21 protein-coding genes are annotated in these 23,215 nt (G+C 63.0%); 6 read left to right on the top strand and 15 right to left on the bottom strand.

From position 1 onward, the window contains the following. Positions 1-8: 8 nt before the first annotated feature. Positions 9-788: a PhzF family phenazine biosynthesis protein gene (locus tag FB481_RS03195; RefSeq protein ID WP_147175059.1), complete on the top strand. Its 780-nt coding sequence runs from the start codon at positions 9-11 to the stop codon at positions 786-788. Here the strand turns inward: FB481_RS03195 and FB481_RS03200 are convergent. Continuing rightward, a complete protein-coding gene (locus FB481_RS03200) occupies positions 785-1,870 on the bottom strand; it encodes an ABC transporter ATP-binding protein (protein ID WP_093502407.1) in 1,086 nt (361 codons plus the stop codon). The two genes, FB481_RS03195 and FB481_RS03200, sit on opposite strands and share 4 nt — an antisense overlap. Further along, positions 1,867-2,787, bottom strand: a complete 921-nt coding sequence (gene argF, locus FB481_RS03205; protein WP_093502405.1) for an ornithine carbamoyltransferase — start codon at positions 2,785-2,787, stop codon at positions 1,867-1,869. The genes FB481_RS03200 and argF overlap by 4 nt, the downstream gene beginning before the upstream one ends. A 288-nt stretch (positions 2,788-3,075) precedes the next feature. Between argF and FB481_RS03210 the strand changes: the two genes are divergently transcribed. Both FB481_RS03210 and grxD read left to right on the top strand, forming a co-directional pair. Further along, positions 3,076-5,184, top strand: coding sequence for a molybdopterin oxidoreductase family protein (locus FB481_RS03210; RefSeq protein WP_147175060.1), 2,109 nt, complete (start codon positions 3,076-3,078; stop codon positions 5,182-5,184). A gap of 101 nt (positions 5,185-5,285) precedes the next feature. Further along, a complete protein-coding gene (gene grxD, locus FB481_RS03215; protein ID WP_070886621.1) occupies positions 5,286-5,612 on the top strand; it encodes a Grx4 family monothiol glutaredoxin in 327 nt (108 codons plus the stop codon). Positions 5,613-5,820: 208 nt separating this feature from the next. Here grxD and tsaA read toward each other — a convergent pair whose 3' ends face one another. The 9 genes from tsaA to FB481_RS03260 all read right to left on the bottom strand — a co-directional run bounded on the left by tsaA (position 5,821) and on the right by FB481_RS03260 (position 13,076). After that, the gene (tsaA, locus tag FB481_RS03220) at positions 5,821-6,513 is read right to left on the bottom strand and encodes a tRNA (N6-threonylcarbamoyladenosine(37)-N6)-methyltransferase TrmO (protein WP_147175061.1); all 693 of its coding nucleotides are present in this window, start codon (positions 6,511-6,513) and stop codon (positions 5,821-5,823) included. A gap of 5 nt (positions 6,514-6,518) precedes the next feature. Beyond that, positions 6,519-6,980 carry a DUF1456 family protein gene (locus FB481_RS03225; RefSeq protein ID WP_013792302.1) on the bottom strand — a complete coding sequence of 154 codons (462 nt, stop codon included), beginning with the start codon at positions 6,978-6,980 and terminating at the stop codon, positions 6,519-6,521. Positions 6,981-7,044: 64 nt separating this feature from the next. Further along, on the bottom strand, positions 7,045-7,755 hold the full coding sequence (locus FB481_RS03230) for an rRNA pseudouridine synthase (protein ID WP_147175062.1): 711 nt from the start codon (positions 7,753-7,755) through the stop codon (positions 7,045-7,047). Between the two features lie 105 nt (positions 7,756-7,860). Then, complete coding sequence (locus FB481_RS23145) at positions 7,861-8,052, bottom strand: hypothetical protein (protein WP_178109826.1); 192 nt, start codon at positions 8,050-8,052, stop codon at positions 7,861-7,863. Then, a complete protein-coding gene (locus FB481_RS03240; RefSeq protein ID WP_147175063.1) occupies positions 8,052-8,753 on the bottom strand; it encodes an ABC transporter ATP-binding protein in 702 nt (233 codons plus the stop codon). Before FB481_RS03240 ends, FB481_RS23145 begins: the two co-directional genes overlap by 1 nt. Then, entirely contained in the window at positions 8,753-9,520 is a 768-nt protein-coding gene (gene livG / locus FB481_RS03245; RefSeq protein WP_013792298.1) for a high-affinity branched-chain amino acid ABC transporter ATP-binding protein LivG, read from the bottom strand. The genes FB481_RS03240 and livG overlap by 1 nt, the downstream gene beginning before the upstream one ends. After that, positions 9,517-10,776, bottom strand: coding sequence for a high-affinity branched-chain amino acid ABC transporter permease LivM (locus FB481_RS03250; protein WP_013792297.1), 1,260 nt, complete (start codon positions 10,774-10,776; stop codon positions 9,517-9,519). Before FB481_RS03250 ends, livG begins: the two co-directional genes overlap by 4 nt. Next, positions 10,773-11,696 carry a high-affinity branched-chain amino acid ABC transporter permease LivH gene (gene livH, locus FB481_RS03255; protein WP_013792296.1) on the bottom strand — a complete coding sequence of 308 codons (924 nt, stop codon included), beginning with the start codon at positions 11,694-11,696 and terminating at the stop codon, positions 10,773-10,775. The genes FB481_RS03250 and livH overlap by 4 nt, the downstream gene beginning before the upstream one ends. Positions 11,697-11,954: 258 nt before the next feature. Continuing rightward, entirely contained in the window at positions 11,955-13,076 is a 1,122-nt protein-coding gene (locus tag FB481_RS03260) for a branched-chain amino acid ABC transporter substrate-binding protein (RefSeq protein ID WP_013792295.1), read from the bottom strand. 290 nt (positions 13,077-13,366) lie between these two features. On the opposite strand from FB481_RS03260, the gene FB481_RS03265 reads away from it, so the two are divergent. The 3 genes from FB481_RS03265 to FB481_RS03275 all read left to right on the top strand — a co-directional run bounded on the left by FB481_RS03265 (position 13,367) and on the right by FB481_RS03275 (position 15,091). Next, on the top strand, positions 13,367-13,678 hold the full coding sequence (locus tag FB481_RS03265; RefSeq protein WP_147175064.1) for a DUF2288 domain-containing protein: 312 nt from the start codon (positions 13,367-13,369) through the stop codon (positions 13,676-13,678). Between the two features lie 199 nt (positions 13,679-13,877). Continuing rightward, the gene (locus FB481_RS03270; protein WP_147175065.1) at positions 13,878-14,246 is read left to right on the top strand and encodes a DUF5064 family protein; all 369 of its coding nucleotides are present in this window, start codon (positions 13,878-13,880) and stop codon (positions 14,244-14,246) included. 53 nt (positions 14,247-14,299) lie between these two features. Beyond that, a complete protein-coding gene (locus tag FB481_RS03275; protein WP_147175066.1) occupies positions 14,300-15,091 on the top strand; it encodes a hydroxypyruvate isomerase family protein in 792 nt (263 codons plus the stop codon). Here the strand turns inward: FB481_RS03275 and mdoH are convergent. From mdoH to lon, 4 genes are all read right to left on the bottom strand, one after another. After that, positions 15,074-17,647 (bottom strand): glucans biosynthesis glucosyltransferase MdoH, encoded by a 2,574-nt coding sequence (gene mdoH, locus FB481_RS03280; protein ID WP_147175067.1) that lies wholly within the window; start codon positions 17,645-17,647, stop codon positions 15,074-15,076. The genes FB481_RS03275 and mdoH overlap by 18 nt on opposite strands. Further along, positions 17,644-19,188 carry a glucan biosynthesis protein G gene (locus tag FB481_RS03285; protein ID WP_143103570.1) on the bottom strand — a complete coding sequence of 515 codons (1,545 nt, stop codon included), beginning with the start codon at positions 19,186-19,188 and terminating at the stop codon, positions 17,644-17,646. Before FB481_RS03285 ends, mdoH begins: the two co-directional genes overlap by 4 nt. Positions 19,189-19,331: 143 nt before the next feature. Beyond that, entirely contained in the window at positions 19,332-20,588 is a 1,257-nt protein-coding gene (locus tag FB481_RS03290; RefSeq protein WP_147175068.1) for an acyltransferase, read from the bottom strand. Between the two features lie 197 nt (positions 20,589-20,785). Then, complete coding sequence (gene lon / locus FB481_RS03295; RefSeq protein WP_147175069.1) at positions 20,786-23,173, bottom strand: endopeptidase La; 2,388 nt, start codon at positions 23,171-23,173, stop codon at positions 20,786-20,788. Positions 23,174-23,215 lie beyond the last annotated feature (42 nt).

Consider the following 23,215-nt stretch of genomic DNA (forward strand, 5'->3'; position numbering starts at 1 on the left):
AAATCCCGATGTCCCTGCCGTTTCACCAGATCGACGCCTTCAGCGACAAGCCCTTTGCAGGCAACCCGGCGGTGGTCTATCGCCTTGACCGCTGGCTAGACGATGCGTTGATGCAGCAGATCGCCGCCGAGCACAACCTGGCCGAAACCGCCTTCGTGGTCAAAGAGGGCGGGGCCTGGCGTATCCGCTGGTTCACGCCGACCACCGAAGTGCCATTATGTGGGCACGCTACCCTGGCCTGCGCCCATGCCTTGTTCGAGTGCCATGGCGAGGCGGGCGAGCGGATCGATTTCAATTACGTGGATGGCAGCCTGTCGGTGCGCCGCGAGGGCGATCGTCTGGTGCTGGATTTCCCGTGCAATGCGCCGACGCCAATCGCCGAGCCCGAGGGTCTGGCGCAAATCCTCGGGCAGGCGCCCGTTGCCGTGCTGGATGCCCCGCAATTGCTGGTGGTGCTCGAGTCCGAAGCGGCCGTACGCGCCTGCAACCCCGACTTACGGGCGTTGGCGCAGCTGCCATGGCCGGCGGTGATCGTGACTGCGCGCGGTGAGGCGGTGGATTTCGTGTCGCGCAACTTCGCCCCTGCCGTGGGCATCGACGAGGATCCGGTTACCGGCTCGGCGCACTGCATCCTTACGCCGTACTGGACGCAGCAACTGGGCAAGCCTGAGCTGAGCGCCTACCAGGGCGGTAAGCGCGGCGGTTTTCTATGGTGTCGCCTGAAAGGGGAGCGGGCGGAGATCGCCGGTCATGCTCGGGTGGTGAGCAGCGGCGAGTTGTTTCTCTAGTCCGCTCGCTCCAGGATCGAAGGCGCTGCCACGCTGCCCGGAGCGGCAAAGGCCACTAGATGGTCGGCGGCGATGCGGATGCCCACCTGTTCGCCCGGCTGATGGTCGGCATGGCTGGGGAACAGGGCTTCCAGCTGGCTGCCGGTGGGCAACTGCAGGCGATACAGGGTGGCGGCGCCGAGAAAGCTCTTGCCAACGATCTTGGCCTTCTGCGCGCTTGCCGGGTCATGGACGATGTCGTCCGGGCGCAGCAGCACATCCACAGCGCTACCGACTGGCCAGGCGTAGGCGCGGTTGCCGCGGATCACGCCGAGTTCGGTCTGTACTTCATCGGGCGCCAGGAGTTGGCCGCGAATGAAGTAACCCTGACCGATAAAGCTGGCAACAAAGGGCGTCTGCGGTTCGTGGTAAAGATTGAACGGCGTGTCCCATTGCTCCAGATGCCCGGCCTTGAATACGCCCACCTGGTCGCTGACGGCAAAGGCTTCTTCCTGGTCGTGGGTGACCAGAATCGCGCTGGTGCCACGGGCCTTGAGAATGTCGCGCACCTCATGGCTGAGACGCCGGCGCAGCTCGCCGTCGAGGTTGGAGAACGGCTCGTCGAGCAATAGCAGTTGCGGGTTGGTAGCCAGGGCACGGGCCAGGGCGACGCGCTGCTGTTGCCCGCCAGACAACTCGTTCGGGTGGCGTTTGCTCAGGTGGTCGAGCTTGACCAGCTCCAGCAATTCGCGGGTCACCTGCTCGCAGTCGGCCTGCTTGCGAATGCCGAAGGACACGTTCTGCGCCACGCTCAGGTGCGGGAACAGGGCGTAGTCCTGAAACACCATGCCGATGCGGCGCTTCTCGGGCGCCAGGGTGAAACCAGGGCGGGAGATGACCTCGCCGGCCAGGGCGATTTCACCTTCGAGTACCGGCTCGAAGCCGGCGATGGCGCGCAGCGTGGTGGTCTTGCCACAGCCGGAAGGGCCGAGCAGGCAACCGATTTCCCCGGCGTTGAGGTGCAGGTTCAACTGCTGCACGATGCGCTGGTCACCGTAGCCGCAACCCAGATTGCGCAAGCTCAACAGCATCGGCTGGCTCATGCGTGGTGATACGCCGGTTCGACCAGGAATTCGAGCAGCGCTTTCTGCGCATGCAGGCGGTTCTCCGCTTGGTCCCAGGCGGCCGAGCGTGGATCGTCGAGCAGGTCGACGCTGATTTCCTCGCCACGGTGCGCTGGCAGGCAATGCAGGAACAGCACGTTCTCGTCGGCGGCGTCGAGCAGCGCGCGGTTCACCTGATAGGGCGCGAACAGCTTGTGGCGCTCGGCGATTTCTTCTTCCTGGCCCATGGAGGCCCACACGTCGGTGGTCACCAGGTGCGCGCCGGCGACTGCTTCGCGCGGGTCGCGGAAGATCTTCACCCGCTCACCGGCCTCGGCCAGCAGGGCGGCGCTCGGCTCATAACCTTCAGGGCAAGCGACATGCAATTTGAAGTCGAACTGCATGGCCGCTTCTATATAGGAGTTGCACATGTTGTTGCCGTCGCCGATCCAGGCAGCGGTCTTGCCGACGATGCTGCCGCGGTGTTCGAGGAAGGTCTGCATGTCGGCCAGCAGCTGGCAGGGGTGCAGATCGTCCGACAGGCCGTTGATCACCGGTACCCGGGAGTTGGCGGCGAACTCGGTCAGGGTGCTGTGGGCGAAGGTACGGATCATGATCGCATCGAGCATGCGCGACATGACAATGGCCGAATCGGCGACCGGTTCGCCACGGCCCAGCTGGGTGTCGCGTGGCGACAGGAAGATGGCCTGTCCGCCGAGCTGGATCATGCCGGCTTCGAACGATACGCGGGTACGGGTCGAGGCTTTCTCGAAGATCATGCCCAGCACGCGATTGCGCAGGGGTTCGAAGAGCACGCCGCTGTTGCGCAAGCCTTTCAGCTCCATGCCGCGTCGGATCAGGCCCACCAGTTCATCCGGTGTGCAGTCCTTCAGCGAGAGAAAGTGTCTTGCGCTCATCGTTAACTACCTTTTGACATACAGGGCGCAGGTTGTTTTTTCGAGGAAAAACGGGAGAACCTGCGGCTGGGGGCCGCACAGTGCGACGAAACGGGAAGCCGCCGATCTTATAAGTAAATGACGCCTAGGCGCAAATTTGCCCGGATTGCCAGATGTGACGCGCCTTTCCGGCTTTTATGCCGGCCTGATGCATGGCCCTGATGGCCCACGATTCACGGCGTCGAAGCTGCTGGCAGGACGTCGAGTCGGCGCCCATGATGGCCCTTCAACAACAAAGCGAGGCTGGCCATGACCACGACCCTCCATCACCGTGCGTGCCACCTGTGCGAAGCCATCTGTGGGCTGACGCTGGAAGTTGAGCAGGCTGCCGATGGGCAGCCCCAGGTGCGCTCCATCAAGGGCGACCGCGACGATCCGTTCAGCCGCGGCCATATCTGCCCCAAGGCCGTGGCCCTGCAGGATATCCAGAACGACCCGGACCGCCTGCGCCAGCCCATGCGCCGCAGCGGCGATCGTTGGGAGGCCATCAGCTGGCAGGAGGCCTTCGAGTTCGCGGCCAGCCGCCTGGCTGCCGTGCAGGCAGCCCATGGGCAGAACGCGGTGGCGGTCTATCAGGGCAACCCCAGCGTGCACAACTACGGGCTGATGACCCACAGCAACTACTACCTAGGCCTGCTGAAAACGCGCAACCGCTACTCCGCCACGTCGGTCGATCAGTTGCCCCATCACCTGACCTGTCACCTGATGTACGGCCACGGTTTTCTGATCCCCATTCCGGACATCGACCACACCGATTTCATGCTGATCCTGGGCGGCAATCCGTTGGCGTCCAATGGCAGCCTGATGACCGTGCCGGATGTGGAGAAGCGCCTCAAGGCCGTCCAGGCTCGTGGCGGCAAGCTGGTGGTGGTCGATCCGCGGCATACCGAAACCGCAGCCATCGCCGATCAGCACCTGTTCATTCGCCCTGGGCAGGATGCTGCCTTGTTGCTGGGCATGCTCAACACGCTGTTCGAAGAAAACCTGGGGCGGGCCAGTCATTTGCCAATCGCCGGGCTGGATGAGTTGCGCGGCGCGGTTGCCCCGTTCGACGCCGAGCGCATGGCCGCGCGCTGCGGCGTGCCGGCAGGAACGATCCGGCAACTGGCCCGTGACTTTGCCGCGGCCGAGCGCGCGGTTTGCTACGGGCGCATGGGCGTCTCGACCCAGGTGTTCGGCACGCTGTGCCAGTGGCTGGTGCAGGTGATCAACCTGGTGACCGGCAACCTGGACCGCGAGGGTGGGGCGCTGTGCACCGAGCCGGCGGTGGATCTGGTGGGTGCAACGTCCGGCGGGCACTTCAACCGCTGGCAGAGCCGCGTATCCGGCCTGCCAGAATATGGCGGCGAGCTGCCGGTCAGCGCCCTGGCAGAGGAGATGCTCACCGACGGTGACGGCCAAGTGCGGGCGCTGATCACCGTGGCGGGCAACCCGGTACTCTCCACGCCCAACGGTCGCCAGCTGGAGCGTGGGCTCGAAGGGCTGGATTTCATGCTCAGCGTGGATCTGTATATCAACGAAACCACCCGGTACGCCGACCTGATCCTACCGTCCACTGCGCCGCTGGAGCACGATCACTACGACACTACCTTCAACCTGTTCGCGGTGCGCAATGTCACCCGCTTCAATCAGGCGGTGTTGCCCAAGCCCGCTGGCGCACTGGATGACTGGGAGATCTTCGTCGGCCTGGCGCAGGCCTTTGCCGCGCAGACCGGCGCGACCCTCAAACCGACGCAGCCACCGACGCAGATGATCGACTTCGGCTTGCGCATGGGGCCGTACGGCGAGCGCTCGCCGCTCAACCTGTCGCTGCAGGCGCTGCTGGATCATCCCCATGGCCTGGATATCGGCCCGCTCAAGCCCAACCTGGCAGCGCGCCTGAAAACCGTAGATGGCAAGGTGCAAGTCGCGCCGGCGTTATTGCTGGACGACCTGCAGCGTTTTGCGGCGCAGCCGGCATTGGTCGATGGCCAACTGTTGTTGATCGGCCGCCGTCATGTACGCAGCAACAATTCATGGATGCACAACTATCACCGGCTGGTGAAAGGCAAGCCGCGCCATCAGTTGCTGATGAACCCCGAGGATCTGGCGCGACGCGGGCTCAGTGATGGCCAGCGGGTCAGTGTGCGTTCGCGGGTCGGTGCGCTGGAGGTCGAGGTACTCGGCAGCGCCGAGATGATGCCCGGGGTGGTCAGCCTGCCCCACGGCTGGGGCCATGGCCGCCCGGGCGTGCAGATGAGCATCGCCCAGGCGACACCGGGGGCGAGCGCCAACGACCTGACCGATGAGCGTCTGCTCGATGCGCTGTCCGGCAATGCCGCGCTCAATGGCGTTCCTGTGGAGGTGGTGGCGGCCTGATGGTGCGCGTTCAGCATGGCTGAGCATTGCGCTCGGCTTTTGGTTACAATGCGCGCACCGTATCGACTCACGAGTCGGATAGTCCAGTTCTGAGGTGCCTAATGGATATCATCGAAACCATCAAAGAGCAGATCGCCAACAACACCGTTCTGCTGTACATGAAAGGCTCGCCGAATGCGCCGCAGTGCGGTTTCTCCGCTCGCGCGTCCCAGGCGCTGATGGGCTGCGGCGAGAAGTTCGCCTATGTCGACATCCTGCAGAACCCGGAAATCCGCGCCAACCTGCCCAAGTACGCCAACTGGCCGACCTTCCCGCAACTGTGGGTAGCCGGTGAGCTGGTCGGCGGCAGCGACATCCTGCTGGAAATGTACGAGAAGGGTGAGCTGCAGACCCTGATCAAGGACGCCGTGCAGAAAGCCGGCGCCTGATCGACTGAAGATCGAGAATCCGCAGCCAGCGATGGCTGCGGATTTTTTTCGTCTGCAAAAAAGAGGCGCTGGCCGTTGCCGCGGTCGTCTGCAGGATTTTCCTGGGTATCGCTTCGCTCAACGCCAGGCTACGGAGGTAGCCCGTGGTTGAGCGAAGCGATACCCGGGGCGGTCGTGCGGATATTCCAGGTGCGAGAAGCTCGGTGAGCTACTCCGCCTGCACATCCAGCACGCGAATACAGCCTGGCTGCGGGTAATGCCAGTGCACATCCACATCCCACAACCGTACCCCGTAGCGGCGTTCCGGCGCAGGCTGCTGATAGGCCGGGCGCGGGTCCTGGGCCAAGCATTGCTCGATCAGTTCCACCAGCGGCTCGCCCAGGCGCAGGGCATGGTGCCGGGCGCTGGCCAGGGCGTCGTCCTGCCAGTGCACGGCGATCTGCGGCGGGGCATCGGCAGCGATCTGGTTATGGGCGCCTGGCACACCGTCGGCGTAGGGCACGTAGGGTTTGATGTCGAGCACCGGGGTGCCATCGAGCAGGTCGATGCCTGACAGCCACAGGCGATCCCTGTCGACCTTGTCCAACTTCACCACCGATTGACCGATGCCGTTGGGGCGGTGGGTCGCCCGGGTGGCGAACACGCCGATGGCGCGGTTGCCGCCAAGTCGCGGCGGGCGCACTTTCAGGCGCGGTTTGTCTTCCAGCGTCTGGTGAAACAGGAATAGCAGCCACACATGGCTGACCTGCTCCAGCCCCTGAACGGCGTCGCCGCTGTCGAATGGCGGGCACAGTTCCAGCACGCCACGTGCGGCGGGCGCCAGCTGCGGCTGGCGGGGGATGGCGAACTTCTCCTTGAAGCAGGAGCGCACGTAGCCGATGGGCGAAACCTGATGGTTCATGCTGCTCAGCCGCGCAGGCGCTGGGTCAGGCCCTTGAGGAAGTTGCGCAGGAACTGATCGCCGCAGGGGCGATAATTGCTGGTGCCGGCCTTGCGGAACAGCGCGCTCATTTCCGGCTTCGAGACCACGAAATCGACGCTACGCATGATGGCGTGGATGTCGTCTTCCTTGAGCTCGAAGGCCACGCGCAGTTTCTTCAGCACCTGATTGTTGCTCACCGGCAACTCCAAGGCGGGCGCCGGGCGGCTGTCGTCCTTGCCGCGCTTGAAGTACACCAGGCCATCGAGAGCGTGGGCCAGCAACTTGTCGCTGCACGGCTGGAAGCCCGGCTCGTCGTCCTTTTTCAGCACGGCGGTGATCTCATCCTCGGTCACCGTATGGCCGCCGAGCTCGACGATCTCGGCCAGTTGCTCGTCGCTGATGTCGAGCATGTAGCGCAGGCTGCGCAGTACATCGTTGTTGATCATGGGAATTCCTGAAGATGGGGCCGGCGCTTAGGCCGCCCTGTAAGAAAGGGAGAGGCGTGACGGCTCAGAAGCGTTCCTTGGCGCCCAGGTAGCGCCATTGGCCTGCTGGAACCTTGCCCATGGGCACGCCGCCGATGCGGATGCGCTTGAGGCCCAGCACCTTGAGGCCGACGCTGTTGCACATGAAAACCAATTGGCCGGGCAGCGGGTTCTTGAGGGCGAAGCGCAGGCGGGTTTCGTTCTGCCAACTGACCTTGCACGGCGCCAGGGGCGTGCCGTCGAACACCAGGCCGTGGTTGAGGCGCTTGAGGTCACGTTCCGACAGTTCGCCGCTGACCTCTACCACGTACTCCTGTTCGAGCTTGGCCAGGTCTTCGCGCAGCTTGCGCTCGGTGCGCCAGTCCTGGGTCAGCACATGCAGGCCGTCGGCGCCCGCCTGCAGGGGGATGCAGGGCGTCAGGCGGGCAAAGTGTCCTTTAAGGGTACGTTGCTCGGCGCGATCATCCGCCCAGCGGCTGTCCGGGCCGATCTCCTCGACGGCGCGCTCTGGAAGGCGTCCGCTGGGGACGTGCAGCAGCAGGGTAACCGGCGGCAGTGGTTCGGCAATGGCGTCCGGAAGCAGCGCGACGGTCTCATCGGTCACCTTGCGCTGCGGCTCTTCCACCACCTCGCCGTTGACCGTGACCCAGCCGCCCTCGATATAGAGTTCAGCCTCGCGGCGTGAGCAGCCGGTGAGTTCGATAAGGCGTTTGGAGAGGCGAAGGGGAGCGGTCATGGCGGAGCATCGTCAGCGAAGTGATGCCCATTGTACCGTCGCGGAGAGACTCATGCGCGATGCATAAAAAAGCCGGGCAGGGCGCCCGGCTTGCAGATGGGGTGATCAGAAGATCAGCGAGAAGATACCGATCACGACCAGCAGGCCGATCAGGAAGATGATGCCGATGGTGCTGCCCAGAAACTTCAGCATGGTGCGACTCCTGTTTAGTCCGTTCAGTATTGGGACTGGAGCGCGCCGGGCAACGTTCAGGGTAAATGTCCCGGCGGCTATCGGGCCGCCGGGGTTCAAGGGCATCAACCGCCCAGGTAGGCGTCTCGCACCTTCGGATCATTCAGTAGTTCATGCCCACTGCCCTGCATGACGATCCGGCCGTTCTCCAGCACGTAGCCGCGGTCGGCGAGCTTGAGCGCCTGGTTGGCGTTCTGCTCGACCAGGAACACCGTCACACCATCCTTGCGCAGTTGCTCGATGATGTCGAAGATCTGCTGGATGATGATCGGTGCCAGGCCAAGAGACGGCTCGTCGAGCAGCAGCAGCTTGGGCTTGCTCATCAGCGCACGGCCGATGGCGAGCATCTGCTGTTCGCCGCCGGACATGGTGCCGGCGCGCTGCACCAGGCGTTCCTTCAGGCGCGGGAACAGGTGCAGCACCTTGTCCAGCTGCTCCTGATTGTCCGCTTTACTGCCGAAGAAACCGCCCATGGCGAGGTTCTCCTCGACGGTCAGGCGGGCGAACACGCGGCGGCCTTCCGGCACCACGGCGATGCTCTTGCGCATGATCTGCGGGGTTTCCATGCCGACCAGCTCTTCACCCTGATAACGGATGCTGCCACTGGTGGCTTGCGGCGTGCCGCACAGGGTCATCAGCAGGGTTGATTTGCCGGCGCCGTTGGCCCCGATCAGGGTGACGATCTCACCCTGGCGCACTTCCACACTGACGCCGTGCAGCGCCTGGATCTTGCCGTAGAAGGTGGAAACGTTGTCGAAATACAGCATTACGCTTCCCCCAGGTAGGCTTTGATCACGTCCGGATTGTCGCGGATCTGCTGTGGCGTGCCGTCGGCCAGGGGTGTGCCCTGGTTGATCACGAAGATGTGGTCGGAAATGCTCATGACCAGCTTCATGTCGTGCTCGATCAGCAGCACGGTCACGTCATGCTCGTCACGCAGCACGCCGATCAGCGCTTTCAGGTCGTCGGTTTCCCGCGGGTTGAGGCCGGCGGCCGGCTCGTCGAGCATCAGAATGCTCGGCCGAGTCATCATGCACCGGGCGATTTCCAGGCGGCGCTGCTGGCCGTAGGCCAGGGTGCCGGCCGGACGGTTGGCGAATTCGGTCAGGTTGACCTGCTCCAGCCAATGCGCGGCGTAATCCATGGCCTCGCGTTCGCTGCGGCGAAATGCCGGGGTCTTGAACAGCCCGGAGAGGAAGTTGGTGTTGATGTGGCGATGCTGGGCGACCAGCAGGTTTTCCACCGCGGTCATTTCCTTGAACAGGCGAACGTTCTGGAATGTGCGTACCACACCTTTGCGGGCGATCTTGTGGCCCGGCAGGCCTTCGATCTGCTCGCCGTTGAGGCGGATGCTGCCCGAGGTCGGTTTGTAGAAACCGGTGAGGCAGTTGAACACGGTGGTCTTGCCGGCGCCGTTCGGGCCGATCATCGACACCACCTGTTTTTCATTGACCGAGAGGCTGACCCCGTTGACGGCCAGCAGGCCGCCAAAACGCATGGACAGGCCGCTCACTTCTAGAATCGGGCGGCTCATCGTTGTTTCAACTCCAGGTGTGGGCGCTGCATGGGCATGAGGCCCTGCGGACGCCAGATCATCATCACGATCATGGTCAGACCGAATATCAGCATGCGGTACTCGTTGAAGTCGCGCATTTCCTGCAGCAGGGTCATCACCACTGCGGCGAAGATGATGCCGAGCTGCGAGCCCATGCCGCCGAGCACGACGATGGCGAGGATCATCGCCGACTCGATGAAGGTGAACGACTCCGGCGTCACCAGACCCTGGCGGGCGGCGAAGAAGCTACCGGCGAAACCGGCGAAGCTGGCGCCGATGGTGAAGGCCGAGAGCTTGACCGTGGTCGGGTTCAGACCCAGGGCACGGCAGGCGATTTCGTCTTCGCGCAGCGCTTCCCAGGCGCGGCCGATCGGCATGCGCATCAGGCGGTTGATGACGAAGATGGCCAACAGCACCAGCAGCAGGGCGATCAGGTACAGGAAGATCACCTTGTAGGAGGAGTTGTAGGCGATGCCGAGGAAGTCATGCAGAGTCTGGCCGCCATCCGGCGCGCGGCGATCCAGCGACAGACCGAACAGTTCCGGCTTGGGAATCGAGCTGATGCCGTTCGGGCCGCCGGTGATGTCGGTGAGGTTACGCAGCATGATGCGGATGATTTCGCCGAAGCCCAGGGTCACGATGGCCAGGTAGTCACCCCGCAACCTGAGTACCGGGAAACCCAGCAGGCAGCCGAAGGTGGCGGCCATCAGACCGGCAATGGGCAGAGCCGTCCAGAAACCGAAGCCGGCGTACTCGGCGAGCAGCGCGTAGGTGTAGGCACCCACCGCGTAGAAGCCGACATAACCCAGATCGAGCAGGCCGGCGAGGCCGACCACGATGTTCAGGCCGATGCCCAGCATCACGTAGATGAGGATCAGCGTGGCGATGTCCACCGCAGCACGGGTGCCGAAGAACGGCCAGGCCAGGGCGACCACGAACAGTGCCAGCATGATCCATCGCTGCACGCTGGGCAGGGTCAGGGTGTCCTTGAGGTTCGACGGAATGCTCGGCAGCGCGCCCTTGAGCTTTTCGCCGCCCATCAGGCGGTCACGCAGCACCAGGTGCCAGACAAACAGCAGCGCAGCGGCGATGCCGATGGTCCACAGGGTTTTGGCGCTGGCGCCGCTGACCTGCAGGCTGATGCCGACGACGCTGAGCTTGAGGCCGAGGATCGGGTAAGAGATCAGCAGCAGCAGAATGCTGCTGAACAGGGCGGTCTTGAGGTTCTTGCTCATACTTTTTCAACCTCCGGACGGCCGAGGATGCCGGTCGGGCGGAACAGCAACACCAGGACCAGCAGGCTGAAGGCCACCACGTCCTTGTACTGATCGCCGAAGATGTCGGCGCCGAAGGCTTCGGCCACGCCGAGCACCAGGCCGCCAAGCACCGCGCCCGGAATGCTGCCGATACCACCGAGAACCGCAGCGGTAAACGCCTTGATGCCGGCCAAAAAGCCCAGGTGCGGGTTGATCACGCCGTATTGCATGCCCAGCAACACCGCCGCTACGGCCGCCAGGGCGGCGCCGATCACGAAGGTCAGGGCGATGATATTGTTGGTGTTGATGCCCAGCAGGTTGGCCATCTTCAGGTCCTCGGCGCAGGCGCGGCAGGCGCGGCCCAGGCGGGAGCGGGAGATGAACAGGGTCAGGCCGACCATGGTCAGGAAGGTGACCACGAAGATCAGCACCTGCATGTAGGAGATCACCACACCGTTCATGGCGCTTTCGCCGAACACGAAGTTGCCGGGCAGCGGGTTGGTGATGGCCTTGTCCTTGGAGTCCTGGGAAAGCATCACGGCGTTCTGCAGGAAGATCGACATGCCGATCGCCGAAATCAGCGGGATCAGGCGGTTGCCGCCGCGTAGCGGCCGATAGGCAACCCGTTCGATGCTGTAACCGAAAGCACTGGTGACGATGATGCTCGCCGCGAAGGCGCAGATCATGATCAGCGGCAGGCTGTCGAGGCCCATCATCGCCAGGAGGGTGATGGCGATGAAGGCGACGTAGGATCCGATCATGTAAACCTCGCCGTGGGCGAAGTTGATCATGCCGATGATGCCGTACACCATGGTGTAGCCAATGGCGATAAGGGCATAGGTACTGCCGACGGTCAGACCGTTGAGCAGCTGTTGCAGGTAGTGATAAAGATCAGGCATTGCCTAACTCCTGGGTTTGCGCGCACGACAGCGCTTGTGGCGCAGCGCGAAACCGGAATTCTTTCTAATAGACAAAGCCCACCGCAGCAGTGGGCTCTTGGTTCAGAAACTGTTCATGATCTGCTGCGCGTCGGCCCTGCTGCGTTAAGAACAGGTTCGGAATGCTCATGTACAAAAGTACACTCCGCTTCCTCGCCTGTTCTTGCCTTGCAGGACCTAGCTCGCTAGCTCATGAATCAGCTTCTTCGGCGGGGGGGCTTACTTGGCTTCGGACTTGGTGCCGTCCTGGTGCCATTCATAGACCACGAAGTTGAAGTTCTTCAGGTCGCCTTTCTCGTCGAAACCGAGGGTGCCGGTCGGGGTTTCGAAGGTGTTGGCGCGCAGGGCTGCGGCCACTTCGGCGGTGTCGGTGCTACCGGCTTTCTCGATGCCGCCGGCGATGACCTGAACGGCAGCGTAGGCCGGGAACACGAACGGACCGCTCGGGTCTTCGTTCTTGGCCTTGAAGGCCTCGACCAGCGCCTTGTTCTTCGGATCCTGGTCGAAGGATTGCGGCAGGGTGACCAGCAGGCCTTCGGAAGCCGGGCCGGCGATGGCCGAGATTTCCTTGTTGCCTACGCCTTCGGGGCCCATGAAGCGCACGTCCAGGCCTTTTTCCTTGGACTGACGCAGCAGCAGACCCAGTTCCGGGTGGTAGCCGCCGTAGTAGACGAAGTCGATGCCCTGCTGCTTGAGCTTGGCGATCAGCGAGGAGAAGTCCTTGTCGCCGGCGTTGATACCTTCGAACACGCCGACTTTCACGCCTTTGGATTCCAGGGTCTGCTTCACGGCGCTGGCGATGCCTTCACCGTACTGCTGCTTGTCGTGGATGACAGCGACGTTCTTCGGCTTGATGTGGTCAGCAATGAAGTTGCCTGCGGTCGGGCCCTGCAGGCTGTCCAGACCGATGGTGCGGAAGATCAACTCGTAGCCACGGGCGGTGATTTCCGGGCTGGTGGCAGCCGGGGTGATCATCAGGATGCCTTCGTCTTCGTAGATGTCCGAAGCCGGCTGAGTGGAGCTGGAGCACAGGTGACCAACGACGAACTTGGCGCCATCATTAACGATCTTGTTGGCTACGGCCACGGCCTGCTTGGGATCGCATGCGTCGTCATAGACCACGCCTTCAAGCTGGGCACCGTTCACACCGCCGGCCTTGTTGATCTGCTCGATGGCCATCTTGGCACCGACGAACTGCATTTCACCGTACTGCGCGACGGCACCGGTCACCGGGCCAGCCATGGCGATCTTGATGGTGTCGGCGGCGACCGAGTAGCTGGCGCAGCCAGCCAGGGCCATAGCGGCGAACAGCTTGGAAATCTGCTTAGTAGCGTTGTTCATAGTGCTCCACTCGTTGTGTTTTGTTGTAGTTCTGGTAGCCAAAGCAGCAGAACCGGAGTCGACTTCCGGCCATATCCCCGGCAACTGTACCGATACAGTGTAGAGCGCAGATTTGCGCCTTGGAAAGTCGGCAGTCGAAAGAGATCGGTAAGAATGTCGCGTAATTGCAAGAAATGTATAGAAAAACGGCTAGTTCCTGACCGCCGGGCGGTTGACAGTCCCTTGTCTGCCAGCCACTCGTCGTTATCATGGCGGCCGTCAAAAAACGGCCAGCGAAATACGGAACTGCCATGAACGAACAACCAAGCACCCTCTATGCCAAATTGCTCGGCGAAACCGCCCCCATCACCTGGCAGGAGCTGCAGCCGTTCTTTGCCCGCGGTTCGCTGCTCTGGGTCGACAGCGATCAGGACCTGATCGAGGTAGCCGAAGCGGTTGCCGAGAATCGCAAGGATGAGGTTGCTGTATGGCTAGATGCCGGGCGAATCGCGGTGTTGGACGATAGCCGTGCGCAAGATCTGCTCGCCCGCGATCCAGCATTGTGGGCCGTGGTCGTCGCACCCTGGGTACTGGTGCAGGAGCGCGCCGAAAAGAAGCGCTGAGTTCAAACGAGCGTATCAAGCCCTCTGTCATGGGTATTTGCAGTGCTCGGTGTGTGTCGAATATGCCCACTATTGGTGCTTGATGTGCACGTTTGTGGTGCGCGCTCAGGTTCGCATCATCATGCGCCGCGACGGTCTATGTTGAGGAGTCCGATGCCGATCGTGGTTTCGGTCGATCCTTCAGCGTAGGAGACAGCACATGTTCGAGCCTGGCCATTTTCATCGCAGTAACAGCGTGGCGACTGGTGACGTTCCGGTCTATGCCATCGACCTGCATTACGACATTCGCCAGGATGCGGCCGAGGGGCCGATGCTGCAGATGTCCATGAAGGGCGGGATCGACGGTACGGCATTCGAGGAGGCCTTCGAGCTGCACCGTGATACCGCCTTCAATTTCGCCAGTGTGGTCAGTCGCCTGGCCCACAGGCACGGGCTGCCCACCAGCGTGGTGCTGATCAGCCACGAGCACGAGGAATTCGATCAGATGTTCGAGGACATTCGTCACCGTCTCGATGCCCATAGTGGCGATCCGGTTGACCTTGATCACCTTGAAAAGGACGGCCTGTAGAGTCGTTATCACCGCTAGTGCCGTTTCCGAGACGGCCAGCCGAGGAGTCGTGCATGAAGCTATCCGCCAATCTGACGATGCTGTTTACCGAGCGGCCCCTTCTCGAACGCATCGTCGCTGCTGCAGCCGCGGGCTTTGACGGTGTGGAAATCCAGTTTCCCTATGAGTTGCCGGCGCTGCGCCTGAAGAACGAATTGGAGCGGGCAGGGCTGCCGCTGGTGCTGATGAATTTCCCGGGTGGTGATTTTCTTGACGGTGGGCCTGGTCTGGCGGCGGTGCCGGCGCGCCAGGCGGCGTTCGATGAGGCGCTTCAGGAGGCGCTGACCTACGCGGCGATGGTGCGGCCCAGCGTGGTCAATGTGCTGCCCGGGCGGCTGGCCGAAGGCGTTTCCCGCGAGCAGGCGCTAGAGACATTGGCCGGAAATATCCGCAAGGCGGCCGAGGCGTTCGGTTTACTGGGCATCGGTGTGGTCAGCGAGGCGATCAACCCCATCGACATGCCCGGCTTTCTGGTCAACACGCCGCAGCATCTGCAGGCGCTGCTGGCGGCCGTCGAGCACGATAGTTTCCGGGCGCAGCTGGATATCTACCATATGGCGCGGCAGGGCATTGATCCGGTGGTTGCGGTCGAGACACTGGCCGGTCGAATCGGTCATGTGCAATTCGCCGATTGTCCGGGGCGCGGTGCGCCAGGCAGTGGATCTATGGATTTCGTCGCTGTGCGCAATGCGCTTAAGAAGGCCGCTTACCGCGGCTGGCTAGGCGCCGAGTACCGCCCCGAAGGGGGCGATACCCGTGCCAGCCTGGGCTGGATGACCGCGTGGCGGTCAGTTGACCAGGGGTGAGGTCGTGCCGAGCGGCGCCACTTTGAGCGCCTGATTGTCATGCTTTGGCTGGGGCGGTGCGCTCTGCTTATAAGCATGGCGCCATAGCGGGTGCTGTTCGGCCTGCTGCCATAGCTGCGCGTGCAGACGGGCCATTAATACCGGGTCGCTGAGTAGCACCAGCTTGCGTTTGTCATCCAGCTTTTTCGGGCCCAGTTCCAGGGCTTCCTTCAACGCGCGTTGACGAGCGTGCTCAAGCAGCGGTGCCTGGCCGTGGCGGGCGGTGGCCATGGCGCAGGCCAGGGCGTTGGGAAAGGGCCGCAGCACCGCTTCGATAAAGCCGTTTTCCAGCGCGTGCTCGCGGTTGTGTCGCGTGTAGGCGTAGGTGGACAGCAGCTCCTGAGGCGGATTGGATTCCTCGGGGATCAGGAACAGCTTGGCCTTCTTGCTACCCAGGCCCAGGCTCAGGCGGCTGGAGAACACCGATACCGGGATTGCCAGCATCAGCGACACCACGATAGGCGACAGCCACCACAGGAAGTTCGGGTCCAGCCAGGCTACGCCTGCCGTCCAGAACGCGCCCAACAGCGCCTGCCAGCCATGGCGACGGGTGGCGTCACCCCAGGTGGTGATGCCGTTGTCGCGCTGTGGCGAATTCCAGGTGGCAGACCAACCCAGAAACGCAGCGGTGACGAACAGGGTGTGGAACAGCATGCGCACCGGCGCCAGCAGCACCGAGAAGAGCATTTCCAGGAGCATGCTCAGCGTTGCCTTGAAGGCGCCGCCGTAAGCCTTGGCGTCCTTGACCCAGATAAGAATCACGGCGAGCAGCTTGGGCAGGAACAGCAAGGTCAGGGTGGTGGAAAACAAGGTCACTGCCAGCTGTGGATTCCAGCGTGGCCACACCGGGAACAGCTGGCCGGGCACCAGGAAGTACTGCGGCTCCATCAGCGTGTGAATGGCCAGCAGAGCGGTGGAGAGCAGCAGGAACATGAACCACAGCGGCGCCGACAGATAGGACATCACGCCAGTGAGGAACACCGCGCGGTGTACCGGGTGCATGCCCTTGACCAGGAACAGGCGGAAGTTCATCAGGTTGCCGTGGCACCAGCGCCGATCGCGCTGCAGCTCGTCGATCAGGTTGGGCGGCAGTTCTTCATAGCTGCCCGGCAGATCGTAGGCGATCCATACACCCCAGCCGGCGCGGCGCATCAGCGACGCCTCGACGAAGTCGTGGGACATGATCGCGCCGGCGAATGAACCCTTGCCCGGCAAAGGTGCCAGGGCGCAGTGCTCGATGAACGGCTGCATGCGGATGATCGCGTTGTGGCCCCAGTAATGGGATTCACCCAGCTGCCAGTAGTGCAGGCCGGCGGTGAACAGCGGGCCGTAGGCGCGGGTGGCGAACTGTTGCAGGCGCGCGTACAGGGTGTTCATGCCGGCGGCCTTGGGCGAAGTCTGGATGATACCGGCCTGCGGGTTGGCTTCCATCAGGCGTACCAGCTTGGTCAGGCATTCGCCGCTCATTACGCTGTCGGCGTCGAGCACCACCATGTAGCGGTAATCGCCGCCCCAGCGACGGCAGAAGTCGTCGATGTTGCCGCTCTTGCGCTTAACGCGGCGGCGTCGGCGGCGATAGAAGATGTTGCCGAAGCCCTCGGTCTCCTGGCACAGCTCCAGCCAGGCGCGCTGTTCGGCCACGGCGATGTCGGCATCGCCGGTATCGCTGAGGATGAAGAAGTCGAACTGGGCGAGCTCGCCCGAGGCCTTCACCGACTCGTAGGTGGCGCGCAGGCCGGCGAATACCCGGGGCACGTCCTCGTTGCAAATCGGCATGATGATCGCGGTGCGCGCGGCGGCGTCTATCGGTTCGTCGCCGGCGCTGCTGCCGGAAATGCCGTAGCGGTCATAGCCGCGCATCAGTTCCCAGAAACCCATCAAGGCTGTCCAGAAACCGGCTGAAACCCAGCAGAACAACAGCGAGAACAGCGCCAGGATGCTGCCTTGCACCAGATAGGGCAGCACCTGGAAGAAGCTTTCCTGCCAGCCCTGATCCATCACTTCCTGCAGGTTGATCAGAGCCCAACCCTGGTAGGGCAGGATGCTGTTCATGTACCAGGTGGCGACGGCGGTCTGGCTCAGCATCAGAATCAGCAGCAGGTAGCGGCGCAAGGATCCGACCCGACGCCAGCGCGCCGGCTCAAGCTCGCGCTTGGGTGGGCGCGGCGGGTTGCTCTTGCCGAACAGCGCACGCAAACCGCGGGTCAGCACGTTGGTGCGCCACGGTTCGGGGGTCATCTTGGTGCGATTGAGCGGTGGGGCAGCGCGCAGGATTGGGCGCCCGGCTGCATCGAGAGAGAGCAGGCCTTCGGCTTCCAGGGGCCGGCCAGCGCCGAGTTCGATGCGGCGCGCGGCGGATCCGTGCACGGCCTCTTCGGCCTCTGCCGTCTGCACGCCGCCCAGGCGGCTGTGCAGTTCGGTGAAGTCGCTGCTGTCAGCCAGGGCTTCGCGCTCGGTGGCACTCAGAGGCAGGCTGTCCAGGTACTCGTCCAGGGCGGACTGCTCGGTGGTCTTCATTGCGGGGCAACCGTATTGGGCGGGAGTTGATAGCTCCAGGTTTCGCTGAGGGTCTTGTCACCCTCGACCAGAGCCGCGCGCATTTCTACCGCTTGCTTGGGATCCTTGACCTTGAAACGCACCGTCATGCGCCAGCCTTTGGTGGCTTTGTTGTATTGCAGGTGATTGTCCAACACTTCGGCGTTGTCGTTGATGCTGAAGTTGCTGGCGACTGCCGCGTCAGGTTTGAGGGCTTCCAGGGACGGGCCTTCGAAGTCCACCAGCAGGGCGACGCTGCCGTCGAGCTTGCGGGTCAGGTTGGGCTGCTTGACCTCGCCGGCGCTACGCATGGTCTGCTTGACCCAGGCCAGATCCGGGCCCAGCTGGGCGCGCTCGTCTTTGGTCCAGTGCATGCGGTAGTCGAACTCCATCGGCTCGCCTGGCTTGGGCTGCTCGTCAGGCGTCCAGAAGGCGACAATGTTGTCGTTGGTTTCATCCGGCGTGGGGATTTCCACCAGTTCGACCTTGCCCTTGCCCCATTCGCCCTTGGGTTCGATCCACACGCTTGGGCGTTCTTCGTAGTGGTCGTCCAGGTCTTCGTACTGGGCGAAGTCGCGGCCGCGTTGCAGCAGGCCGAAACCTTTCGGGTTCTCGACCTGGAAGGTGCTCACACCCAGGTTCTGCGGGTTGTTCAGCGGGCGCCAGATGTGCTCGTCGCTGCCGGTATGGATGGCCAGACCATTGGCATCATGCAGGGCCGGGCGGTAGTTGGCCTTGGCTGAGCGCTGGTTGCTGCCGTACAGGAACATGCTGGTCAGTGGCGCGACGCCGAGCTTGGTGACGTTCTCGCGCAGGAATACCTTGGATTTGACGTCGACGATGGCGTCCTTTCCCGGGCGCAGGATAAAGCGATAGGCGCCGGTGGCGCGTGGCGAGTCGAGCAGGGCGTACATCACCAGGTGCTTGTCGCCAGCTTTCGGGCGCTCGATCCAGAACTCGCGGAAATACGGAAATTCCTCGCCGCTGGGCAGCGCGGTGTCGATGGCCAGGCCGCGGGCCGAGGTGCCGTAGACCTGATCCTTGCCGACCACACGGTAGTAGCTGGCGCCGAGCACACTCATGATCTCGTCGAGCTTGTCCTTGTCGTTGATCGGGTACATGACGCGAAAGCCCGCGTAGCCCAGATCCTTGGTGGCGTCCTTGTCGACCTTCACGTCGCCGAAGTCGAAGCGCTCGGGGTCGTACTTGATTTCGTTGACGCTGGTGGCGGTCACTTCGTTGATCTTCACCGGGGTCTCGAAGTGCATGCCCTGGTGGTAGAAGCTCAGCTTGAAGGGCGTCTTGCTGCCGGCCCATTCGTACTTGTCTTCACGGGCCTTGATCTGCTGGTAGTCCTTGAAGGACAAGGTGCGCAGCTCATTGGGCAGGTTGCTGGCAGGTGCCGTGTAAGGTTTGTCCAGTAGCCCCTTGGCTTGGGAGGCCACATCATCGAGGGAGAAAGCCAGCACCTGGGCACTGAACAGCGAGGTGGTGCAGGCCAGGCACAGCGCAGCGGGAAGCATGCTGTGGCGGACAGATGCCTTGACGGTCTTGAGGATCACGGATCCCTCCCAGAAAACAAAAGAAAACAGCGGCGCGGTCGCCGAACATCTCCTTCCGACCGTCGGCGCTGCAGATGATTCCTAGGAATTTCCTTTCCTTCTGCTCAGTTTGTGCTACGTCGAACCGGCAACCACTTCAGTAGTCGTTTGCGGGTCGGTACCACGGCGTTTTCCTGAGCCCAGACGCAGAGTATCACTGTCAGCAGCAGGAACAGTGGGTAGAAGACGATGGACAGATGCTGCTCACCCGCGCGCACCGCGCACTCGGACCAGTTGGCGAAGCACTCACCGGAGGCTACACCCAGCAGCATTTCCGAGCGCGAGAACAGCGTGAAGGCCGGCACATGCAGCACGAACAGCGGCAGCGAGGCCGCGCCCAGGCGCTGGGACCAGCGTTGCACCGTGCTGCTAGTGGGCGAGGGCGCCAGGGCGCAGAGGTAGATCAGCATGATCTGCGCCGGCAGCAGCAGACCGTTGTGCAGCAGGTAGTACCAGAATTGTGGCCCCTCGATTAGCCAGGCAGTGCCGAGGAAGCAGCCCAGCACGAAAGCGATCATCAGCCCCACGCCGCCAGTGCCCGGTGTGCGCCCGGCGTCCTGCATGTCGCGAAACAATCCGTAGGCGAGGATGCCGGCAAGAAACTCGGGCAGGCGCACCAGCGGGTTGCGGTGCAGGATGCCGGTGAACGGCATGCCGTAGTCACCGTTGAGAATCACCAATAGCGGCGGGACTAGGTAGATCAGGGTGATCACGCCCAGCCACAACACCTTATGCTTGAGACGTGCCAGGCGCGGCGCCACGAAGGGGAAGGTGAGGTAGAAGAAGAACAGTGTGGAGATCGACCATAGCGGTGCGTTGAAGGTCAGGTAGAAGGGGTTCCAGGCCTGCAGCATCAGCAACTGCAACAGGCTGTTGAAGGCCAACTCGCCGTTGCTCATGAAGTGTTCAAGGCTGTCGAGGGCGATCTGGGTCCTGTCCTCGTTGGTGTCGTAGACCACGAAGCGGATACTGGCCTTGGTGTCGTCCGGCGGGATACCCAGGTGGCTGATGACGAAGATGACGGCGATGGTCAGCAGCAGCGAGAAGATATGCAGCGGATAGAGGTTGGCGAAGCGCCTGCTCCAGAAGCTCACCGCCGGCTCGCGCATCTGGCCGCGCTGGCAATACACGTGGGCGAGCAGAAAACCGGAAAGCACGAAAAAGGTACTGGTGGCGAAGAAGCCCGCGCCGCTGAGCTGCTTGATGATCGGCAACTGCTGTTCGGGGTAGTTGTGCAGGGTGTGAAAGACCACGATATACAGGCCGAGTATGAAGCGCAGCCATTCGAGCCCGATGAAATGTTCCTTGTCGCTGCGGGGCATCCCCGTTCTCCTTCTGTCGACCATCGCCCGGGCATGGCGTGATCTGCACAGGCCAGATGCTGCACAGCCTCACGGCGGCCGGGTCAGCTTCTGACAGCAGCATTCGGGTTTCGATCTATCGATTTGCCAGCAGGCCGGTAGCGGGAAGGGGCATCGGGACGGCGGGCACCTGGTCTGGCAGCCCGCCGCGGCAGTGGTCAGTCGAATAGCACCTTGGCCACATCGCTGAAACGCTTGGCGAAGTGCACGGTGATGCCCTGCTTGAGGTATTCCGGCAGCTCCTGATAGGAGCCACGGTTGGCCTCGGGCAGGATCAGCTCGTGGATCTTTTGGCGGCGCGCGGCGATGACCTTCTCGCGCACCCCGCCGATGGCCAGCACCTGGCCGGTCAGGGTCAGTTCGCCGGTCATCGCTACGCCTTTCTTCGGCGCCTGGTTGCGAGCCAGGGAGAGCAGGGCGCTGGCGATGGTGATGCCTGCGCTCGGACCGTCCTTGGGCGTGGCACCTTCGGGCACGTGCATATGCAAGAAAGCCTGGTCGAAGAAGGTCGGGTCGCCCTTGAAGGTTTTCAGGTGCGAGCTGACGTAGCTGTAGGCGATCTCCGCCGACTCCTTCATCACTTCGCCGAGCTGGCCGGTGAGCTTGAAGCCGCGGTTCAGTGTGTGGATGCGTGTCGCCTCGATCGGCAGCGTGGCGCCGCCCATGCTGGTCCAGGCCAGGCCGGTGATCACGCCGACACCGGAAAGCACCTGCTCGCTGCGAAACACCGGCATGCCCAAGTAGCCCTCCAGATCCTTGGCGGCGATCTTGACCTTGGTGTCGCGGTCGTCGAGCAGCTTGACCACCGCCTTGCGCACCAGCTTGCCGAGCTGTTTCTCCAGCTGGCGTACGCCGGCTTCGCGGGCATAGCCCTCGATCAGGGCGCGCAGGGCGCTGTCGCTGATCGACAGTTGCTTGGCCGGCACGCCGGCCTTGTCGAGCTGCTTGGGCCACAGGTGGCGCTTGGCGATGGCCAGTTTTTCCTCGGTGATGTAGCCGGACAGACGAATCACTTCCATGCGGTCGAGCAGCGGGCCGGGGATCGAGTCCAGGGTATTGGCGGTGCACACGAACAGCACCTTGGACAGGTCCAGGCGCAGATCCAGATAGTGGTCGAGGAATTCGACGTTCTGTTCCGGGTCGAGGGTTTCCAGCAGCGCCGAGGCTGGGTCGCCCTGAAAGCTGCTACCCATCTTGTCGATCTCGTCGAGCATGATCACCGGATTCATCACCTCGACTTCCTTGAGCGCCTGCACCAGCTTGCCGGGTAGGGCGCCGATATAGGTGCGGCGATGGCCCTTGATCTCAGCCTCGTCGCGCATGCCGCCGACCGAGAAACGGTAGAACGGCCGGTCCAGGGATTCGGCGATGGACTTGCCGATGCTGGTCTTGCCCACGCCGGGCGGGCCGACCAGCAGCACGATGGAACCGGCGATCTCCCCCTTGAAGGCGCCGACGGCAAGGAACTCGGTGATGCGCTGCTTGATGTCGTCCATGCCGGCGTGGTGATCGTCGAGTACCTTGCGGGCGTGCTTGAGGTCCAGCTTGTCCTTGCCGACCACGCCCCAGGGCACGCTGGTGGCCCAGTCCAGGTAATTACGGGTGACGGCGTACTCCGGCGAGCCGGTCTCCAGTACCGAGAGTTTGTTCATCTCCTCGTCGATGCGCTTGCGGGCCTGCTCGGGCAGGGTCTTGCCTTCCAGGCGCTGTGTGAACTGCTCGGCGTCGGCGCTGCGGTCATCCTTGGTGATGCCCAGTTCCTGCTGGATGATCTTCAGCTGTTCCTTGAGAAAGAACTCGCGCTGGTGCTCGCCCACCGAGCGGTTCACCTCGTCGGAGAGCTCGTTCTGCAGGCGGGCTACCTCGACTTCCTTGCGCAGCAGCGGCAGCACCTTTTCCATGCGCTTGAGGATCGGCACGGTGTCGAGCACTTCCTGCAGCACCTTCGATTGCGCGGTGGTCAGCGCAGCGGCGAAGTCGGTGAGCGGCGAAGGATCGTTGGGGCTGAAGCGGTTGAGGTAGTTCTTCAGCTCTTCGTTGTACAGCGGGTTGAGCGGCAGCAGCTCGCGGATCACGTTGATCAGCGCCATGGCGTAGGCCTTGACCTCGTCGCGCCCATCATTGGCGTTACGCGGGTATTCGACCTCGGCCAGGTACGGCGGGCGGTGATGCTTGAGCCAGCCACGAATGCGCACGCGGGTCAGGCCCTGGGCGACGAACTGCAGCTTGCCGTCGTCGTTGCTGACATGGTGCACACGCACCACGGTGCCGTGCTCGGGCATGCTGGACGTATCGAAATGGCGGGGATCGGTGACCGGCTTGTCGACGTAGAACAGGGCCAGGGTCTTGTGCTCGGTCTTGCTGACCAGTTCCAGGGTTTCCGCCCAGTGCTCCTCGTTGACGATCACCGGCAGCACCTGCGCCGGGAAGAAGGGGCGGTTGTGGATTGGAATCACATAGAGTTTGTCCGGCAGGTTCTGCCCGGGCAGCATCAGGCTGTGGCTGGTTTGCTCCGAAGCGATCTCGATATCGTGCGGGTCGTTCATGCGGCACCTGTCCATTGACGTTGAAGGTTAGATGGGGCACCG

The sequence above is a fragment of the Pseudomonas sp. AG1028 genome (genome assembly GCF_007993955.1).
Taxonomy (GTDB): Bacteria; Pseudomonadota; Gammaproteobacteria; order Pseudomonadales; family Pseudomonadaceae; genus Aquipseudomonas; species Aquipseudomonas straminea.

Excerpts from the sequence above, each read along its gene's own strand:
- livH (WP_013792296.1), bottom strand. The coding sequence starts at position 11,696 with ATGCCTGATCTTTATCACTACCTGCAACAGCTGCTCAACGGTCTGACC.
- FB481_RS03240 (WP_147175063.1), bottom strand. The coding sequence starts at position 8,753 with ATGCTGTATTTCGACAACGTTTCCACCTTCTACGGCAAGATCCAGGCG.
- argF (WP_093502405.1), bottom strand. The coding sequence starts at position 2,787 with ATGAGCGCAAGACACTTTCTCTCGCTGAAGGACTGCACACCGGATGAA.
- mdoH (WP_147175067.1), bottom strand. The coding sequence starts at position 17,647 with ATGAAGACCACCGAGCAGTCCGCCCTGGACGAGTACCTGGACAGCCTG.
- FB481_RS03230 (WP_147175062.1), bottom strand. The coding sequence starts at position 7,755 with ATGACCGCTCCCCTTCGCCTCTCCAAACGCCTTATCGAACTCACCGGC.
- FB481_RS03285 (WP_143103570.1), bottom strand. The coding sequence starts at position 19,188 with ATGCTTCCCGCTGCGCTGTGCCTGGCCTGCACCACCTCGCTGTTCAGT.
- FB481_RS03200 (WP_093502407.1), bottom strand. The coding sequence starts at position 1,870 with ATGAGCCAGCCGATGCTGTTGAGCTTGCGCAATCTGGGTTGCGGCTAC.
- livG (WP_013792298.1), bottom strand. The coding sequence starts at position 9,520 with ATGAGCCGCCCGATTCTAGAAGTGAGCGGCCTGTCCATGCGTTTTGGC.
- FB481_RS03225 (WP_013792302.1), bottom strand. The coding sequence starts at position 6,980 with ATGATCAACAACGATGTACTGCGCAGCCTGCGCTACATGCTCGACATC.
- lon (WP_147175069.1), bottom strand. The coding sequence starts at position 23,173 with ATGAACGACCCGCACGATATCGAGATCGCTTCGGAGCAAACCAGCCAC.
- FB481_RS03275 (WP_147175066.1), top strand. The coding sequence starts at position 14,300 with ATGAAGCTATCCGCCAATCTGACGATGCTGTTTACCGAGCGGCCCCTT.
- tsaA (WP_147175061.1), bottom strand. The coding sequence starts at position 6,513 with ATGAACCATCAGGTTTCGCCCATCGGCTACGTGCGCTCCTGCTTCAAG.
- FB481_RS23145 (WP_178109826.1), bottom strand. The coding sequence starts at position 8,052 with ATGCCCTTGAACCCCGGCGGCCCGATAGCCGCCGGGACATTTACCCTG.
- FB481_RS03260 (WP_013792295.1), bottom strand. The coding sequence starts at position 13,076 with ATGAACAACGCTACTAAGCAGATTTCCAAGCTGTTCGCCGCTATGGCC.
- grxD (WP_070886621.1), top strand. The coding sequence starts at position 5,286 with ATGGATATCATCGAAACCATCAAAGAGCAGATCGCCAACAACACCGTT.
- FB481_RS03250 (WP_013792297.1), bottom strand. The coding sequence starts at position 10,776 with ATGAGCAAGAACCTCAAGACCGCCCTGTTCAGCAGCATTCTGCTGCTG.
- FB481_RS03265 (WP_147175064.1), top strand. The coding sequence starts at position 13,367 with ATGAACGAACAACCAAGCACCCTCTATGCCAAATTGCTCGGCGAAACC.
- FB481_RS03195 (WP_147175059.1), top strand. The coding sequence starts at position 9 with ATGTCCCTGCCGTTTCACCAGATCGACGCCTTCAGCGACAAGCCCTTT.
- FB481_RS03270 (WP_147175065.1), top strand. The coding sequence starts at position 13,878 with ATGTTCGAGCCTGGCCATTTTCATCGCAGTAACAGCGTGGCGACTGGT.
- FB481_RS03210 (WP_147175060.1), top strand. The coding sequence starts at position 3,076 with ATGACCACGACCCTCCATCACCGTGCGTGCCACCTGTGCGAAGCCATC.
- FB481_RS03290 (WP_147175068.1), bottom strand. The coding sequence starts at position 20,588 with ATGCCCCGCAGCGACAAGGAACATTTCATCGGGCTCGAATGGCTGCGC.